Genomic DNA, 18,343 nt, shown 5'->3' on the forward strand with positions numbered 1-18,343 from the left:
GCGGACCAGCGCGACCGCCTCGGGCGTCGCCGCGGCCTGGGCCTCGAACAGCTCGGGCACCGTCCCCGGCGGCAGCTCGGTGACGGGACCGATCCAGCCCGACAGCAACTGCTCCCGCTCCGCCGGGCCGAGGATCCCGATCGTGCTGAGCGGCGCGTCGGGTTCGGCGGCGGCCGCCCGGAGCACCCGGACCAGGCGCTCGCCCAGGGTGGCGGCGGTGGCGTGGTCGAACAGGTCGGCCGCGTACTCCACGGCTCCGCTCAGGCCGTTGGCGACGCCGTCGGCGTCGTGCTGCTCGACGAAGGCGAAGGACAGGTCGAACTTGGCCAGGCGCTGGTCGAGGACGTGCTCCCGGCAGGTGAGCCCGGCGAAGTCCGAAGGGAGGTCCTCGTCGCTGTCCAGCGTCACCATGGTCTGGAACAGCGGGTGCCGGGCCGGGGTGCGGGCCGGGTTGAGCTGTTCGACCAGGCGCTCGAAGGGGACGTCCTGGTGGTCGAAGGCGTCCAGGTCGAGCCGTCGGACGCGCTCCAGCAGCCGGCGGAAGCTCGGATCGCCGGAGGTGTCGGTGCGCAGGACGAGGGTGTTGACGAAGAAGCCGACGAGGTCGTCGAGGGCCTCGTCGGTGCGTCCGGCCACGGCGGTGCCCAGCGGGAGGTCGGTGCCCGCCCCGAGCCGGGTGTACAGCGCGGCGACGGCGGCCTGCAGCACCATGAACAGACTGGCCCGCTCCTCGGCCGCCAACTCGGCCAGGGACGCGTACAGTTCGGCGTCCAGCGCGAGGTCGGCGGCACCGCCGCGGTGGCTGGGCATGCTCGGGCGCGGCCGGTCGTAGGGGAGGTCCAGCTCCTCGGGTGCGTCGGCCAGCGCGCCCTTCCAGTGGGCGAGTTGGGTGGCGAGCACGCTCTCCGGATCGTCCTCGGTGCCGAGCATCTCGTGCTGCCAGAGGGTGTAGTCGGCGTACTGGACGGGCAGCGGCTCCCACAGCGGCTCGGCGCCGGCGCGGCGGGCCCGGTAGGCGGCGTCCAGGTCGCGGAAGAGCGGCGGGACGGACCAGCCGTCGCTGGCGATGTGGTGCATCAGCACCAGCAGCACGTGCTCGTCGGCCGACAGGGAGAACAACGCGCAGCGGATGGGCAGTTCGGACGCCAGGTCGAAGACGTGCCGCACCGCCCGGTCCACCTCCGCGGTCAGCTCGGCCTCGTCGGCCACCGCCACCGCGGCCACCTCGGCGGACGCGACGGCGGGGCCGTCCGGCTCGGCGATCGACTGCTGTGGCCGGCCGTCGGTGGCCGGGAAGGTGGTGCGCAGCACCTCGTGCCGGGCGAGCACGTCCCGCAGTGCGAGGGAGAGGACGGCGGCGTCGATCTCGCCGGTCAGCCGGACGGCGAACGGCGTGTTGTAGAGCGCGCTCGGGCCTTCGAGCTGTTCGATGAACCACAGCCGCTGCTGCGCGAACGACAACGGGATCAAGGTCTGCCTCCGGCGGGTGACGTGCTGAGTGGGGACGTGGCGGTCGGGCCACCGGGGACGGCCGGTGGCGCGCGTGACCTACGACGGGCTGCCGGGCCGGCGCATCGGCCTGAGGGCGGGCCGGGCCTTGCGGGCCGCGGGCAGCGCGGTGGAGAGCTCGCCGACCGTGGGGTGGTCGAAGAGGGTGCGGATCGACATCTCGACGCCGAGGGTCGAGCGGATGCGGCTGACCAGCTTGGTGGCGAGCAGGGAGTGCCCGCCGAGGTCGAAGAAGCCGTCGTCGATGCTGACCGAGGCCAGTCCGAGCACCTGGGCGAACAAGTCGCACAGGCTCCGTTCCCGGGGCGTCCTGGGTGCCCGGCCTTCCGGGGTGCCGGTGTGGTCGGGGGCGGGGAGGGCGCGGCGGTCGACCTTGCCGTTCCCGGTCACCGGCAGGGTGTCGAGGGTGACGACGGCGCCGGGGAGCATGTAGGCGGGCAGGCGGTCGGTGACGAAGGTGCGCAGTTCGCCGGGCGTGGCGTCGCCGGTGACGTAGGCGACGAGGCGCTTGTCGCCGGGCTGGTCCTCGCGGACCAGGGCGAGGGCCTGGCGGACACCGGGGTGGGCGGTGAACGCGGCCTCGACCTCGGCGAGTTCGATGCGGAAGCCGCGGATCTTGACCTGGTCGTCGGCGCGGCCGAGGAACTCCAGGATGCCGTCGGCGTTCCAGCGGACGGTGTCGCCGGTGCGGTACATCCGGGCGCCGGGCTCGCCGTAGGGGCAGGCGACGAAGCGCTCGGCGGTGAGGTCCGGGCGGCCGACGTAGCCCCGGGCGAGACCGGCGCCGGCGATGTACAGCTCGCCGGGGACGCCCACGGGGACGGGCTGGAGGGTGTCGTCGAGGACGTACGTCCGGGTGTTGGCCATGGGCCGGCCGATCGGCACCACGTCCGGCACCGACTCGGCCGAGGAGAGAGGCAGTTGGGTCGCGCAGAGAGTGATCTCGGTCGGGCCGTAGAGCACCCGCACCCCGATCCCCGGGACGGCGGCCAGCACCCGGCGCACGGCGGCCGCGGAGACCACGTCCCCGCCCGTCAGCACCTCGCGCACGCCGTCGAAGACGCCCGGCTCCTCCTCCGCGATCACGCGGAACAACCCTGCGGTGACGTGCACGTGGGTGAGCCGGTGGGCCCGGACCAGCCCGCGGATGGCGGTGGCGTCCAGGTCGCCCCGCGGCGCGACGACCACCTGGCCGCCGGAGAGCAGCGGCGCCCACAGCTCGTACGTCGAGGCGTCGAAGGCGTGCGGGGCGTGGAAGAGGACCCGCAGCCCGTCGGGGTGCCGCCAGCAGGGGTCGGTGGCGAGCTGCACGACGTCCCGGTGGGTGATGGCGATGCCCTTGGGCTTGCCGGTGGAGCCGGAGGTGAACATCACGTAGGCGAGCTGTTCGGGGTGGGGCACGGCGCGGTGGGCGCGCCGCCGGCGTGGGCCGTCGAACCAGCCTTCGGCGAGTGGCAGGACGGGGCAGGGGGCGTCGGCGGCCAGCGGATGGTCCTGGTGCGCGGGGTCGACCAGGACGAGCGCCGCCCCGGTCTCGGCGGTGATCTGCCGCAGCCGCTCGGCCGGGTGCCGGTCGTCCAGCGGGACGTAGGTGCCACCGGCCTTGGTGATCGCGAGGACCGCCGTCACCAGCTCGGCGGAGCGGTCCATCAGCAGGACCACCGGGGTGTCGGCGCCGACCCCGGCCCCGGCCAGGTGGGCCGCCAGGTGCTCGGCCCGGGAGTCCAGTTCGGCGTAGCTCAGGTGCGCGGCGCCGGAGACCACGGCAACGGCGTCGGGGGCGGCGGCGGCCCGGGCCTCGAACAGCTCCGGCAGGGTGGCGTCCGGGACGGGCACGGCGGTGTCGTTCCAGCCGGTGAGCAGCTGCTCGCGCTCGGCCGGGGCGAGGACGTCGATGCCGCCGATCGGCGCGTCGGGGTCGGTCGCGACGGCGCGCAGCACCCGCAGCAGCCGCTCGGCGAGGGCGGTGGCGGTGGCGGCGTCGAACAGGTCGGCCGCGTACTCGATCGCCACCGTCAGGCCCGCCTGGGGGCCCTGCTCGGTGAAGCGGAAGGACAGGTCGAACTTGGCCACGTCCAGTTCGAAGGGGTGCTCCGCACAGGTCAGTTCGCCGAAGGCGGCGGGCACCTCGACGCGGCTCTCCAGGGCCACCAGGGTCTGGAACAGCGGGTGGCGGGCCGGGGTGCGGGTCGGGTTGAGCTGCTCGACGAGGCGCTCGAAGGGGATGTCCTGGTGGTCGAAGGCATCCAGGTCGGTGCGGCGGACGCGGTCCAGCAACTCGCGGAAGCCGGGGTTGCCGGAGGTGTCGGTGCGCAGCAGCAGGGTGTTGACGAAGAAGCCGACCAGGTCGTCCAGGGCTTCGTCGGTGCGTCCGGCGACGGGGGTGCCGAGCGGCAGGTCGGTGCCGGCGCCGAGGCGGGTGTAGAGGGTGGCGACGGCGGCCTGGAGGACCATGAACAGGCTGGCGTTCTGTGCGGTCGCCAACTCGCTCAGCAGCGAATGGAGTTCGGCGTCGATGACGGCCTCCGACAGCCCGCCGCGGTGACTCGGCTTCGCGGGGCGCGGGCGGTCGTAGGGCAGCGCCAGCTCCTCCGGGGCGTCGGCCAGGGCCTGCTGCCAGTAAGCGAGTTGCTCGGTCAGCAGCGCGGTGGGCTGTTCCTGGGTGCCGAGCAGTTCGCGCTGCCAGAGGGCGTAGTCGGCGTACTGCACCGGCAGCGGCCGCCAGGACGGGGTGGTGCCGGTGCTGCGGGCCCGGTACGCGGCGGCGAGGTCGCGGAAGAGCGGGGCGACGGACCAGCCGTCGCTGGCGATGTGGTGCATCAGCACCAGCAGCACGTGCTCGTCGTGCGGGAGCGAGAACAGCGTGCAGCGGACGGGCAGTTCGGTCGCGAGGTCGAAGACCCGACCGCCGGCCGCGGCCAGCGCGGTGCGCAGCTCGTCCTCGGTGGCCACCGGCACGGCCCGCAGGGCGCGTCGGGGCGCCTCGGTGACCAGCTGGTGCGGCTGACCGTCGGTGGTCCGGACGAGGGTGCGCAGCACCTCGTGCCGGGTCACCACGTCCCTGAGGGCCTCGGCCAGGGCTGCGGTGTCGACCACGCCGGTCAGCCGGACCGCGACGGGCGTGTTGTAGAGCGCGCTCGGCCCCTCGAACTGCTCGATGAACCAGAGTCGTTGCTGGGCGGGCGAGAGCGGGACGAGGGCGGGTCGGTCGGCGGGCCGCAGGGCCGGGCGGGCCGGTCCGGAGCCGGGCAGGGCGGCGGCCAGGGCGGCCACGGTGGGGTGGTCGAAGAGGGTGCGGATCGGCAGCTCCGCGCCGAGGGCGGTACGGATGCGGCTGACCAGCTTGGTGGCGAGGAGCGAGTGCCCGCCGAGGTCGAAGAAGTTGTCGTCGATGCTCACCGCTGCCAGCCCGAGGACGTCGCCGAAGAGTCGGCACAGCTCCCGCTCGGTACCGGTGCGCGCGGCGCGGCCTTCCGACGCGCCGGTGTACTCGGGGGCGGGGAGGGCGCGGCGGTCGACCTTGCCGTTGGGGGTGACGGGCAGGGTGTCGAGGACGACGACGGCGGCTGGCAGCATGTAGCCGGGCAGGCGGTCGGTGGCGAAGGCGCGAAGTTCCTCGGGGGCGGCGTCGCCGGTGGCGTAGACGACGAGGCGTTTGTCGCCCGGCTGGTCCTGCCGGACCGTCGCGAAGACCTGGCGGACGGCCGGGTGGGCGGCGAAGGCGGACTCCACCTCGGCGAGTTCGATGCGGAAGCCGCGGATCTTGACCTGGTCGTCCGTTCGGCCGAGGAACTCCAGTTCGCCCGTGGTGGTCCAGCGGACGAGGTCGCCGGTGCGGTACATCCGGGCGCCGGGCTCGCCGTAGGGGCAGGCGACGAAGCGCTCGGCGGTCAGGGACGGCCGGCCGACGTAGCCCCGGGCGAGGCCGTTCCCGGCGAGGTACAGCTCACCGGGAACGCCCACCGGCACCGGGCGCAGCCCGGCGTCCAGCACGTAGGCCCGGGTGTTGGCCAGCGGGCGGCCGATCGGGACGACACCCGGCACCTCGGCCGGGTCGGCCATGGAGTGGTGGGTGGCGAAGGTGGTGGTCTCCGTCGGCCCGTAGACGTTCACCAGCTTCAGGCCGGGGCAGCTCTCCAGCACCCGGCGCATGGCGGCGGGCGAGGCGATGTCCCCGCCCGTCCACACCTCGCGCAGTCCGGCGAAGGTCTGCGGGGCCTCGGCGGCCAGGACGTTGAAGAGGCCGACCGTCATCCAGGCGGCGGTCACCCCGCCCCGGCTGATGGTGGTGGCGAGTTCGGCGACGCCGAGGCGTCCGGCGGGGGCGATGACGAGCCGGCCGCCGGAGAGCAGCGGCGCCCAGAGCTCGTAGGTGGAGGCGTCGAAGGCGGTGGGTGCGTGGACCGGGACGACGGCGTGGCCGCCGCCCGCGAACGTGCCTCCCAGGGCGAGGTCGACGACGGAGCGATGGGTGACGCCGATGCCCTTGGGCCTGCCGGTCGAGCCCGAGGTGTGCATCACGTACGCCAACTGTGCTGAATCCAGCGGCAGTTCGAGATTGTCGGCGGCGGTCTCGTCGCCGACCGCGAGGGTGGTCAGCCCGGCGAGGGCGGGGTGGTCGCGGTCGGTGACGGCGATGGTGGCGCCCGCGTCGGCGAGGACGGCCCGCAGGCGCTCCTCCGGCTGGGCGTCGTCCAGCGGGACGTAGCTGCCGCCGGCCTTGAGGACGGCCAGCAGGGTGATCACCAGGGCGGGCGAGCGCTCCAGCAGCACCGCCACCGGCGTCTCGGTGGTGACGCCTGTCTCGACCAGCCGCCGCGCCAGGCCGTTGGCGCGGGCGTTGAGTTCGCGGTAGGTCAGCTCCTCGCCGCCGCGGACCAGCGCGACCGCCTCGGGCGTCGCCGCGGCCTGGGCCTCGAACAGCTCGCTCACCGCCCCCGGCGGCAGCTCGGTGACGGGACCGTGCCAGCCCGACAGCAGCCGCTCCCGCTCGGCGCCGGTCAACACGTCGACCGTGGCGACGAGTTCGCTCGGGTCGGCGACGATCCGGTCGAGCAGGGCGAGGAAGCGGTCCAGCAGCGCGCGCGCCTCGGCAGGCGTGAAGGCGTCCGGCTGGTGGTCCAGGCGCAGCTGGAGGCCGTCGCCGGGGGTGAGGGCGAGCAGCAACGGGTAGTGGGCGCTGTCGATGTCCTCGACCAGGGTGACGCGGGTGGCGCCGCTCGGGTCGGCGTCGTCCAGGGCGGACGGGTCCGGGTAGTTGCCGTAGACCGTGACGGTGTCGAACAGGCTCCCCAGCCCGGCGAGTTGCTGGATCTCGGTGAGGCTCAGGTGCTGGTGGTCCAGCAGCGCGGACTGTTCGTGCTGCAGGCGCAGAAGCAGCTGGCCCCAGCTCTCGGCCGGGTCGAGGGTGACCCGCACCGGCACGGTGTTGATCAGCAGGCCCATCATCCGCTCCACGCCCGGCAGGTCGTGCGGCCGGCCGGAGACGGTGGTGCCGAAGAGCACGTCCTCCCGCCCGGTGAGCCGGGCCAGCAGGACGCCCCAGGCGGCCTGGACGAGGGTGTTGAGGGTGACGCCGTAGCGGCGCGCGGTGCGGCCCAGGGCCTCGGTGGCCTCGGGGGTGAGGCCGGTGTGCAGGCGCAGCGGCAGCTGCGGGGCGGCGGTGGTGCGGCCCGGTACGAGCAGGGTGGGCTCGTTTACTCCGGCGAGGGCCCCGGCCCAGGCGGTGCGGGCGGCGGCGCCGTCGCGCCGGGTGATCCAGCGCAGGTACTCGCGGTAGGGAGCGGCCGGAGGCAGCGGCTGCCGGAAGTACAGGGCCCACAGTTCCTCGGCGAACAGCGGGGTGGACCAGCCGTCCAGCAGGATGTGGTGGGCGGCGGCGATCAGCCGGTGCCGGCCTGGGGCCAGGGTGAGCAGGGTGTAGCGCAGCAGCGGGGGCCGGGAGAGGTCGAAGCGGCGGCCGTACTCGGCGGCGGCGATCCGGTCGGCCTCGGCCGCCGGGTCGGGGTGGGAGGTCAGGTCGAGGACGGTGAAGGGCAGTTCGACGCGGTCCGGCACGACCTGGACGGGTGGGCCGTCGGGGCGCTGGTGGAAGCCGGCCCTGAGGTTGGGCTGGCGCAGCAGCAGTGCCTCGGCGGCGGCGCGCAGCCGGTCGGCGTCGACGGGCCCGGTCAGGTCGAAGGTGCAGACGGAGGTGTAGACGTCGGCGCCGTCGCTGTCGTACGCGGCGTGGAAGGCCATGCCCTGCTGGAGCGGGGAGGTGGGCCAGACGTCCACCAGGGCGGCGGGAGCGTGGTGTTCGGCGAGCCGGTCCAGCTCCTCCTGGCCGAGGGCGACCAGCGGGAAGTCGGAGGGGGTGTGCCCGCCGGCGTCCGGCCGTTCGGCGTGCTTCGCGAGGGCGCCCAGCGCCGTGAACCAGGCCTCGGCGAGTGCGCGGACCCGCTCCTCGTCGAGCAGTTCCCCGGCCCAGGACCACTGGGCGACCAGCAGCGGGCCCTGCGGGGTGTCGACGGTGGTGGCGTCCAGGCCCAGGACCCGGCCGAGCGCCAGGCCCGGGGCGGCGCCCTCGGACATCGCCTCGGTCCCGGCGAGGACGTCCTCGGCGGTGACGCCCCCGGGCTGGAAGCGGCCCAGGTAGTTGAACTCGACCTGCGGTTCGGCGTACCCGGCGAGCAGCTCGGCGGTGGCCGGGTTGAGGTGGCGCAGCAGCCCGTAGCCGATGCCGTTGTCCGGGACGGCGCGCAGCTGCTCCTTCACCCGGCCGAGGGCGCGCCCGAGTTCGGGCCCGGCGGCGGTGACGTCGGACCAGGACAGCTCCCCCGGGGCGAGTCGCACGGGGTAGAGGGAGGTGAACCAGCCGGCGGTGCGGTGCAGGTCGACGCCGTCGACGATCTCCTCGCGGCCGTGGCCCTCCAGGCCGAGCAGCACCGCGCCGTCCGGCACGGCCGGGGCGTCGCCGCGCCAGTGGCCGAGGGCGAGCGCCAGCGCGGTGAGCAGGACGTCGTTGACCTGGGCGTGGTAGGCGGCGGTGACGCGGGTGAGCAGTGCCCGGGTGGTCCCGGCGGGCAGGACGAGGCGCAGGGTGCCCTCGGTGGCGTAGGTGTCCTGGGCGGGGTCGAGGGGCCGCGCGCCGAGCAGCGGGTCCGGCGTGGACATGGCGGCCTGCCAGAGCGGGAGTTCGGCGGCGCGGCGGTCGGTGCGGGCCTCGGCGGTGAGTCGCTGGGCCCAGCGGCGCAAGGAGGTGGGCACCGGCGGCAGCGCCGGTTCGCGGCCCTCGCGGACGGCGGCGAGCGCGGCGAGCAGGTCCTCCTCGACGATGCGCCAGGTGACGCCGTCCACCACCAGGTGGTGGATCACCAGCAGCAGCCGGGAGGGCAGTTCCGGGCCGGCGTCGAAGCGGACGGCCTGGAGCATCCGGCCGTCCTCGGGGGAGAGGCGGTCGCGGGCGGCCTCGGTCGCGGCGCGCAGCGCCTCCCCGGTGGCCGGGCCGGCGGCGGTGCGCAGCACGGACTCGGCGGGGACGGCGCCGGGGGCGGGGACGTGCAGCGCCCAGGGGCGCTCGGCGAGCGGGGAGGTGCGGGCCCGGAAGGCGTCGTGGTGGTCGAGCAGCGTCTGGAGGGCGGTGACCAGCTCGGCGTGCGCCGTTCCGGTGGGGAGGGTGAGCACGGTGGACTGGTGGAAGCTCTCCACGGCGCCGCGCTGCTCGGACAGCCAGTGCACGATGGGCGTCGGGGGCACCTCGCCGAGGCCGGCCCCGGCGGGCTCGACAGCGACCGGCCCCTCCAGCGGGCGGGCGATCCGGGCCAGCGCCTCGACGCTGGGGGCGTCGAAGACCGAGCGGGGGGTGAGCCGCAGCCCGGCGTGCCGGGCCCGGGAGACCAACTGGATGGCCACGATGGAGTCGCCGCCGAGCTCGAAGAAGGACTCGGTGGCACCGACCCGGGGGATCCCCAGCACCTCGGCGAAGAGCCGGGCGAGGGTGTGCTCCAGCTCCCCGGCGGGCGCCCGGCCGCCCTCCTCGCCCGCGCCGAACACCGGCGCCGGCAGGGCGCGCCTGTCCACCTTGCCGTTGGGCGTCAGCGGCAGCCGGTCGAGCACCACGACGGTGGGCACCATGTGGTCGGGCAGCCGCTCGGCGCAGTGGGCGCGCAGCTCGGCCGGGTCGGCGGCGCCGACGGTGTAGCCGACCAGCCGGCGCTCGCCCGGGCGGTCCTCGCGCACCAGTACCACGGCCTGGCGCACCCGGGGGTGGGCGGACAGGGTCTGCTCGATCTCGCCGAGCTCCACCCGGAAGCCGCGGATCTTCACCTGGTCGTCGGCCCGGCCGAGGAAGTCCAGCTGGCCGTCCGGCCGGTAGCTGCCGAGGTCGCCGGTGCGGTACATCCGCTCGCCGGGCCCGCCGAACGGACAGGCCACGAAGCGGTCGGCGGTCAATGCGGGGCGGCCCAGGTAGCCGCGGGCCAGGTGCGGGCCGGAGACGTACAGTTCGCCGACGGTGCCGGGCTCGACCGGGCGCAGCCGCTCGTCCAGCACGTGGATCCGTACGTCCTGGCAGGGGCGGCCGATGGGGGGCTGCTCGGCGCCGGTGAGCGGCTCGCTCATGGTGACGATGACGGTGGTCTCGGTGGGCCCGTAGCTGTTGAGCATCAGCCGGTCGCGGCCGAGCCGGGCGGCCAGCTCGCGCGGGATGGCCTCGCCGCCGCCGATCAGCGTGCGCAGCGTGGGCAGCGGGGCGTCCGGCAGGGTGGCGGCCATCGCGGTGGCGACGTCGGCGTGGGTGACGCCGTGGCGGTCGATCAGGGCGGCCAGCGCGTCGCCGACCAGCTCGCTCTGCTCGCGGGGGAGGACGAGCGCGGCGCCGGTGGTCAGTGCCACCGCCAGGTCGGAGACGGAGACGTCGAAGCTGAGCGAGGCGGCCTGGAGCACCCGGCTGCCGGGGCCGACCCCGGTGGCGGCGACCTGGGTGCCGATCATGCTGGGCAGCCCGGTGTGGGTGACGGCCACGCCCTTGGGCACGCCGGTGGAGCCGGAGGTGTAGATGACGTACGCGGTGTTCCCGGCGCTCAGCGGCCGGACCCGCTCGGCGGCGGTGAACGGGGTGCCGGGCCGGTCGGCGAGCGCGGCGAGGTGCTCGGGGGAGTCGAGCAGCAGCCGGGGCGCGCCGGTGTCGGGCAGCCGCTCGGCGGTCGCGGCGGTGGTGAGCACCAGGGCGGCGCGGGAGTCGGTGAGCACGTGGCGCAGCCGCTCGGCGGGGTAGGCCGGGTCGGCGGGCAGCCAGGCGGCGCCGGTCTTGGCCACGGCGAGGATCGCCGCGACCGCCTCGGGGGACTTCGGCAGGGCGAGCGCCACGACGTCCTCGGTGCCCAGGCCGCGGTCGGCGAGCACCCGGGCCAGCCGGTTGGCGCGGGCGTCCAGCTCGGCGTACGTGAGGGTGGCGTCGTCCGTGTACAGCGCGGGGGCCCGCGGGGTGCGGGCCACCTGGGCGTCGACCAGCGCGCTGAGGGTGGGGCGCGGGTCGGGGCGGGCCGGGGCCCGGTCGGCCAGCCGGGTGGCCAGCGCGGAGGGGGTGGAGGCGTCCAGCAGGAGCGGCAGCGGCACGCGGAAGCCGAACTCGGCGCGTACCCGGGCCAGCAGCCGCACGGCGGCGGGCCGGTCTCCGCCCAGCTCGAAGAAGCCCGCCGCGGGGTCGACCGACTCCCGCCCGAGCACCTCCGCGAACAGTCGACACAGCACCTCGGCCGATGTGGGCCGCGGATCGGCTCTGTGCGTCTGCTGGTCCCCGGACATGTGCGTCTCTCCCTCGTCGCGGCTTGACCCGCGGGGCGGTCGGCCCGGTCGGCCCGGGGTGTCCGGGCGGCCGGCGGAGCGTGCGGTGGGATGGTTCGGTGCGGACGGGCCGGCGCCGCGGCGGCGCCGGGGCGGCCCCGCGGTCAGTCGGCGGACAGGTGGGCGACCAAACTCTTCGGGCGCAGGTCCTGCCAGTGCTGCTCGACGTAGTCGACGCACTCCTGGCGCCCGGTGGCGCCGAAGACTCGCTGCCAGCCGTCGGGCACCGGGCTGAAGACCGGCCACAGCGAGTGCTGGCCCTCGTCGTTGACCAGGACGAGGTACTCGGCCTCGGGGTCCTCGAACGGGTTCGCCATCGTCGGTTTCCTCTCTGTTCGGAGAATTACGAGGAGGGGGGAATTGCGCCGGAGCGAGGTGAACGGACTACGTCGACTTCCGGTTCACCGGTTTCGTGCCGAGTGCTTTCACGGGCCCCAGCCGGAGTCGTCCCCGTGCATGACCGAGGGCCCGGCGGCAACAGCGGACTGGTACGGTCCGGTGTGGCTCTGGAAGCCGAGGACGGCGACCAGCAGTACGGCGAGAATCCCGAGCATCTTGTGAATGCGAGCGGCAAGATTCGTCATGGCGAATTCCTCTTCCTGAGGCGGGCGGTGTGTGCGCTCGTCGCTGTGAATGAATCCTGCCGAGGCCCAAACTGGCGTGGAAGCTCTGGCCGTTATCGGGATCACGCAATGCGGGAACCGGAAGCGTGAACAGACTGTGTCAAAATCGGGCAGATCTGATGCAAAGAGCACCTGGCTCTGTCAGATCAGTGGTGGGAGACGAGGCACGCGGAGGCCCGGCTCAGCGCCGGGAACCCCCGGTCAGTGAGGGAAACCCCCGGTCAGTGCCGGGACCTCCCGGTCAGTGCCGGGACCCCCGCCGCAGCTCCTCACGGACGGCCGGCCAGTCCCCGGCCCCCGGCCGGGCGGCCCCGGCCGGCGACTCCAGGGCCAGCGTCGCCAGGTAGACCCGCTTGAGCGCCGCCCGCTCGTCCCGCACCCGCCCGGCGGCCTGCTCGATCCTGCGCAACCGGGCGTGCAGCCGCTCCAGCGCGCCCCCGCCCGCGAGCAGCCGCCGCGCCTCGGGACCGAACCCGAAGCCGGGCACCAGCAGCGGCCAGGCCGCCCGCCACACCCGGAACACCTCCCGGTGACCCGGCCCCCACTCCCGCTCGGCCCGGCCCAGCCGCTCCAGTGCCGCGGCCTCGGTGGGCGCCGTACAGATCTCGCGCAGCGTCCGGGCCAGCCCGCTCCAGTCCTCGCCCGGCGCGTGCCGCAGCGCGGCGTGCAGCAGGTGGGGCACCGAGGTGTGCACCACCGTGCGCGGCCACCGCGCGGCCGCCGCCTCGGCCAGCCCCGCGCCGGCGTCACCGACCAGCACCCAGACCTCGCGCACCCCGCGCTCGGCCAGCCCGGCCAGCACCTCCGGCCAGTGCTCACCGTCCGCGGCGGGCCACAGGCCCAGCACCTCGCGCACACCGTCGGCGGAGATCCCGAGCGCCAGGTGCACCAGCGGTCCGCCCGATCGGCCGCTGCGCACCGAGTCGAGGAAGACCACCGGGTAGACCGGGTCCAGCGGGCGCCCGCGCCGGTCGGCGAGCTCGTCGAGCACCTGGTCGGTGATCACCGAGACGGTCTCCCGGCTGAGCTCCACGCCGTACACCTCGGCCAGGTGCGCCACCAGCTCGCCCGAGCTGAGCCCGCGCGCGGTGAGCGAGACCACCAGCCGGTCGAGGCCGGGCAGCCGGCGGGCTCGGGACCGCACCGTACGGGGGGCGAAGCTGCCGTCCCGGTCGCGCGGCACCCGCACCTCCACCGGACCGATCTCGGTGAGCAGTCGTCTGGCCCTGGCACCGTTGGGGCCGTTGGGCCCGCCGGGACGGCCGGTGCCCGTACGGCCGTTGGCACCGGTGGAGCCGTTGCCGCCGGCGCCGCGCAGGTGCTCCTGGAGTTCGAGCTCCAGGGCTCGTTCGATCAACTGCTTGGCGAGCGACTGCAACAGCCCGCCGTCGCCCAACAACTGCACCGCACCGGAGCCGACCTGCGCCGCGGCGGCCTCCGCGAGCTGCCGCACCAGCCGCTGGTCCACCAGTTCGGCCGGGTCCACGGGTGCGGGCCGCGGGTCGGGATCAGCTCGCAACAAGGGATCGCCCTCCGTCCGTCGGCCGGCCAGTCCACCGGCCGTTCGCTCCGGCCGCCCCTGACGGGCCGACACGTGCAATGCGGCGGCCATCCGCCCGTCACCAGTACCGGGTACGGTCGTCCTCGCCGTCACCACCGTCGGACGCCGTTGCCGGGCATGCCCGGTTTCGCCGTGACCCGCTGATTTCCGCTCCTTCAGGGCGTACACTCGCGGCTGTCGTGGCCCGGGGGGGATGCGTCCGAACGGCAGGCAAGCACCATCCTGCCCCTTCGGGTGCCTGGCTGTTGCCGGTGCGGGCATTCGTGAAAGCGCAATGCCGAAGCCGGAAGGATGCCCAGATGTGCGTATTCCAGGACACCTGCACGGAAAAGGGGACGCCCCAACTCTGTGACCGGGGCATCGAGTACTACCGGACCGCCCTCGCCGAGGGCGGCGCCGCCGGGCAGGCCCCCGAATGCCTTCTGAGCATGGGCCTGTTGCGGACCCTGCCCGGCGCCGGGCAGCGGCTCGCCCCCGTCCCGCCCGACCTCGCGGCCACCGGACTCACCCGGCCGCTCGAACTCGCCGTCCTGGCCCACCAGGAGCAGCTCGCCGAACTGCGCACCGCCTTCACCGCCGCGGAGCAGGCCTACCGGGACGTGATGAGACAGGCCCAGCTCCCGATCCGCCTGCTGGCCGGCGAGGAGATCAATCCCGCGCTGGAGAAGGCCGTCGCCGCCTGCACCGAGGAACTGCGCACCGCCCAGCCCGGCGGCGGCCGCGGCGCCGACCAGCTCGCCGACGCCCTCCCGCGCGACCTCGCCCTCGCCGAACGCGGAGTGCGCCAACGCACCCTCTACCAGCACACGGTGCGCTCGCACGGACCGACGCTCGCCTACATCGAGCAGGTCACCGCCCGCGGCGCCCAGGTGCGGACGCTCAACGAGGTCTTCGACCGGGTCATCATCTGCGACCGCTCCACCGCCTTCATCCCGGCCGGCGCCAAGCGCGAGGCCGCCGCGGTGCTCATCCAGTTCCCGCCGCTGGTCGAGTACCTGCTCAAGATCTACGAGCTGATGTGGGAGCGCGCCGAGCCCGTCACCTACCTGGAGGGCCACCACCGCCCCCAGCTGCTCACCGACCGCACCCGCCGCAACGTGCTGCGGCTGATGGTCAACGGCTTCACCGACGAGGCCATCGCCTCCCGCCTCGGCATGAGCACCCGCACCGTCTCCAGCCACATCCAGAAGGCCAGCGAACTCCTCGGCAGCCGCAGCCGCGGCCACCTCGGCTACATCATCGCGCGCCAGGGCGTGCTGGACGACCCGCTCGACGAACTCTGACGCCGCGCCAGGAGGGACCGTCGGGAAGGACCCGGGCAGCCAAGCCTCAGCAGGGGAGCACCATCCCCTCCTCGGCCGCGACGACCTCGCCCGCGAACCCGCTCCCGGCCTCGGAGACCGACCCGCTGCGGTCGGCGCCGGGCCAGAAGTGGGTGAGCAGCAGACGGCGGGCCCGGGCGCGGGCGGCCCAGGCCCCGGCCTCGAAGGCGCTCAGCAGAAGCGGGTCGCGGTCGGTGCCGCGCAGGGTGACCCCGGCGATGAACAGGTCGCAGTCCGCCGCGAGTTCGGCCAGCGGCTCGCCCGGCCCCGCGTCGCCGCTGTAGGCGACGGCCAGTCCCGGGGCGGTCAACCGGACGCCCGCGTGCGGGACATGGTGCGGCAGCAGCGCGGACTCCAGTCGCAGCGGCCCGACCTGGCAGCCGTCCGAGGGGAGCCGGTGCACCTCGAAGACCTCGCCCAGCTCCTCGGACGGCTCCATCGCCTGGACCCGGTCGACCACCCCGGGGGTGCAGTACAGCGGCAGCCGGGCGCCCCGCGGCTCGGCGAAGTAGCGGGCGCGGCACAGCGCGCTCAGGTCGGCGCAGTGGTCGGGGTGCTCGTGGGTGATCACCACGGCGTCCAGCTCCCCGGCGCCGCAGTGCTCCAGAAGCCGGGGGAGCGTCCCGTAGCCGAGGTCCAGCACCAGTCGGAACCCGTCGTACTCCAGCAGGAATCCGCTCGCGGCCCGCCCGGCCTCCGGCCAGGCCCCGCACGTTCCCAGGACTGTCAGTCCGCGCACCACAGGATGCTCCCACGGATCGCACGTCCGGTGGAAAAGCGTTCGCGTTCCCGGGGGACGGTCGGCGAAGCTGCCCGGATGCAGCGAGCGAGCAGCCGGACCGTGACGGTCGACCTCACCCACCGGGACGAGTACTTCGGGCAGGTGGGCCCGTTCGAGGCGGACCTCGGATGGTGGTCCTCGGTGGACGGCGTCGTCGCGCGGGCGGCGGAACTGGCCGGAGCGCCGGTGCTGGTGACCAGGCTGGTCGACGGACACAGCGACGACCCCGGCCACGGCGGCCGGGTGCGCTACCACGCCGAGGCGCTCGAGCGGCCGACCGCCCTCGAACCCCGCCCCCTGGACGGCGAGACGGCCGCCCTGCTGGCGCCCGCCGCCCGGCGCGCCGCCTGGGCGACGCCCGAGGGCCTGGGCGCGGCGCTGGCCTGGGCGCAGAGCCGGCTCGCCGAGGCGGGACGCCCGGCCGCCGCCGCACGGCAGATCAGGACCTGGAACCTGTCCGCCCTCTTCCGCCTCCCCACCGCCACCGGCACCGACGCCTGGCTGAAGACCACCAGCCCGCGGTTCAACGCCCTGGAGGGGGAGGTCATCGCGCTGCTCGGCGGCGTCGACCCCTCGCTGGTCCCGACCGTCCTCGCCGCCGACCCGGTCCACGGCCGGCTGCTGCTCGACCACGTCCCCGGCGCGGACTGCTGGAGCCCGTCCACCCGGACCGTCGCCGACGTCCTGCCGCGTTTCGTCGCCGCCCAGGCGGTCCTGGCCGCCCGCCCGACCGCGCTCGCCGGCCTGCGCGACCGTACGCCCGCCGCACTGCACGCCCAGTTCGTGGCGCTGCTGGACCGGCTCCCCGCCGAGACCGACCTGACGGCCGGAGAGCAGGAGCGGCTGAGGGATCTCGCCGCCGACCTGCCCGCGCTGCTGGCCGAGCTGGCAGCCTGCGGGCTCCCGGAGACGCTGCTGCACGGCGACTTCCACCCCGGCAACTGGCGCACCAACGACGGCAGCCCGGTCGTCGTCGACTACGCCGACGCCTGCCTCGGCCACCCCGCCCTGGACGGTCTGCGCCCCCGCGCCTACCTCACCCCGGAGGCCTGGCGGCACGCCGCCGAGGTCTGGACGGCGGCCTGGCGCGAGCACGCCCCCGGCTCGGACCCGCGCCGCGCCCTCGAACTCGCCGAGCCGCTCCACCACCTGTCCTACGCGCTGCGGTACCAGGAGTTCCTGGACCACATCGAGCCCAGCGAGCGCCCGTACCACGAGGGCGACCCGGCCGCCGAACTGCGAGCGGTCCTGGCCCGGCGGCCGCCCGGCGGGGGCCCGGACGTTTCGACCCGCTGATTCTGGGCAGCGGCTGGGCACCGAAGGACGAGGGAGGACCTGATGTCAACCGGGACCCTCATCGCGATCATCGTCCCCGTGGTGGTCGTGCTGATCCTGGCCGCAGTGGCGCTGTGGTACGTGAACCGCCGCCGCCGGCTGCAACAGCGGTTCGGCCCGGAGTACGAGCGTGCCGTCCGCCGTACCGGCAGCCACCGGTCGGCCGAGCGGGACCTGCGGGAGCGGGAGCAGCGCCACGACCAGCTGCGGATCACGCCGCTGGCGCCGGACGCGAGACGGCAGTACGCCGAGGACTGGCGGCGGGTCCAGCAGGAGTTCGTCGACCGGCCGGGCGAAGCCGTCCAGCACGCCGACCGGCTGGTCACGCTGCTGATGCACGACCGCGGCTATCCCACCGAGGACTACGAACAGCAGCTCCGGGACCTGTCCGTCGACCACGGGCGGACGCTGGAGCACTACCGCACGGCCCACGCGGTCAACGCCTCGGCCGGACGGAAGGACGCCACCACCGAGGAACTCCGGGGCGCGATGGTGCACTACCGCGCGCTCTTCGCGGAGCTCCTGGACGGTGACGAGCCGCCGGGCCGGGCCCGCGGAGCCGAAAGGAGCTGACCGACATGCCACACATGCACTTCGACGACAAGGGACGGATGACCACCGGGAACACCGCCGAGGAGGAACAGCGGACCGCGCCCGTGGAGGACGCCGCCGCGGTGTTCGGCTCCGAGGAACGGGAGGAACCCGAGGAGCGGCAGGAAGGGGCGCAGCGTGCCGTCTTCCCGGGCGAGGCCACCGGCCCCACCGATGCGACCGGTGCCACGGGCACGACGGACGCGGCGGACACGGGTGGCACGACGGACACGGGTGGCACGACGGGCACGAGCGGTATGACGGGCACGACCGACGCCGGGACGCCCGAGGCGGGCAGCGGCCCCGACGAGGCGGGTGCCCACACGGGCCGGGCCGAGGAGGGCGAGGTCCGGGACCGGTCGGGCGACGGCCACAGCGGCGACCGCGAACCGCTGCTCCCGGCGGCGGAGGCCCAGGAACTGCGCGAGCGCTGGCAGCAGGTGCAGACGGACTTCGTCGACGATCCCCGTCAGGCCGTCCACACGGCGGACACCCTCGTCGCCGACCTCATGCAGCGGCTGACCGCGTCCTTCGCCGACCGCCGCAGCAGTCTCGAAGGCCAGTGGAACCGCGGCGACGCGGTCGAGACCGAGGAACTGCGGGTCGCCCTCCAGCAGTACCGCACGTTCTTCAACCGCCTGTTGCAGAGCTGAGCGAACAGGGCCCGCCCGCGGCATGAGCTGCCCGGCGGGGGCGCGAGGGTTTCCGCAGGTGTCATGCGACCAGCTCATTCGCGGGCGGGAGGGCCGAACAAGATCGAATACCCCATCGACCCACGAGCCGGGCTCATCGTCCG

10 protein-coding genes are annotated in these 18,343 nt (G+C 74.7%); 4 read left to right on the top strand and 6 right to left on the bottom strand.

Going from position 1 to position 18,343, the window contains the following annotated elements; translation table 11 throughout:
* The 5 genes from ACH4J0_RS25705 to ACH4J0_RS25725 all read right to left on the bottom strand — a co-directional run.
* Positions 1-1,470: condensation domain-containing protein (locus ACH4J0_RS25705; RefSeq protein ID WP_396242926.1), on the bottom strand; the 1,470-nt coding region annotated here is incomplete at its 3' end.
* A gap of 78 nt (positions 1,471-1,548) precedes the next feature.
* Entirely contained in the window at positions 1,549-11,295 is a 9,747-nt protein-coding gene (locus ACH4J0_RS25710) for an amino acid adenylation domain-containing protein (RefSeq protein ID WP_396242927.1), read from the bottom strand.
* Between the two features lie 143 nt (positions 11,296-11,438).
* Positions 11,439-11,651, bottom strand: a complete 213-nt coding sequence (locus tag ACH4J0_RS25715; RefSeq protein ID WP_396242928.1) for an MbtH family protein — start codon at positions 11,649-11,651, stop codon at positions 11,439-11,441.
* A 108-nt stretch (positions 11,652-11,759) separates the two neighbouring features.
* Positions 11,760-11,918: a hypothetical protein gene (locus ACH4J0_RS25720; RefSeq protein ID WP_396242929.1), complete on the bottom strand. Its 159-nt coding sequence runs from the start codon at positions 11,916-11,918 to the stop codon at positions 11,760-11,762.
* A gap of 280 nt (positions 11,919-12,198) precedes the next feature.
* Entirely contained in the window at positions 12,199-13,479 is a 1,281-nt protein-coding gene (locus ACH4J0_RS25725) for an IS256 family transposase (RefSeq protein ID WP_396242930.1), read from the bottom strand.
* A 338-nt stretch (positions 13,480-13,817) separates the two neighbouring features.
* On the opposite strand from ACH4J0_RS25725, the gene ACH4J0_RS25730 reads away from it, so the two are divergent.
* Positions 13,818-14,801 carry a LuxR C-terminal-related transcriptional regulator gene (locus ACH4J0_RS25730; RefSeq protein ID WP_396242931.1) on the top strand — a complete coding sequence of 328 codons (984 nt, stop codon included), beginning with the start codon at positions 13,818-13,820 and terminating at the stop codon, positions 14,799-14,801.
* 46 nt (positions 14,802-14,847) lie between these two features.
* Here the strand turns inward: ACH4J0_RS25730 and ACH4J0_RS25735 are convergent, their stop codons facing one another.
* Positions 14,848-15,579 (bottom strand): MBL fold metallo-hydrolase, encoded by a 732-nt coding sequence (locus ACH4J0_RS25735; RefSeq protein WP_396242932.1) that lies wholly within the window; start codon positions 15,577-15,579, stop codon positions 14,848-14,850.
* A 78-nt stretch (positions 15,580-15,657) separates the two neighbouring features.
* Between ACH4J0_RS25735 and ACH4J0_RS25740 the strand changes: the two genes are divergently transcribed.
* From ACH4J0_RS25740 to ACH4J0_RS25750, 3 genes are read left to right on the top strand one after another with little or no spacing between them, the layout of a single operon-like run.
* Positions 15,658-16,917: a phosphotransferase gene (locus tag ACH4J0_RS25740; RefSeq protein ID WP_396242933.1), complete on the top strand. Its 1,260-nt coding sequence runs from the start codon at positions 15,658-15,660 to the stop codon at positions 16,915-16,917.
* 42 nt (positions 16,918-16,959) lie between these two features.
* Positions 16,960-17,529: a hypothetical protein gene (locus tag ACH4J0_RS25745; protein WP_396242934.1), complete on the top strand. Its 570-nt coding sequence runs from the start codon at positions 16,960-16,962 to the stop codon at positions 17,527-17,529.
* 5 nt (positions 17,530-17,534) lie between these two features.
* A complete protein-coding gene (locus ACH4J0_RS25750) occupies positions 17,535-18,200 on the top strand; it encodes a hypothetical protein (RefSeq protein WP_396242935.1) in 666 nt (221 codons plus the stop codon).
* Positions 18,201-18,343 lie beyond the last annotated feature (143 nt).

The organism is Kitasatospora sp. NPDC017646, from assembly GCF_044329365.1.
Lineage (GTDB): Bacteria > Actinomycetota > Actinomycetes > Streptomycetales > Streptomycetaceae > Kitasatospora.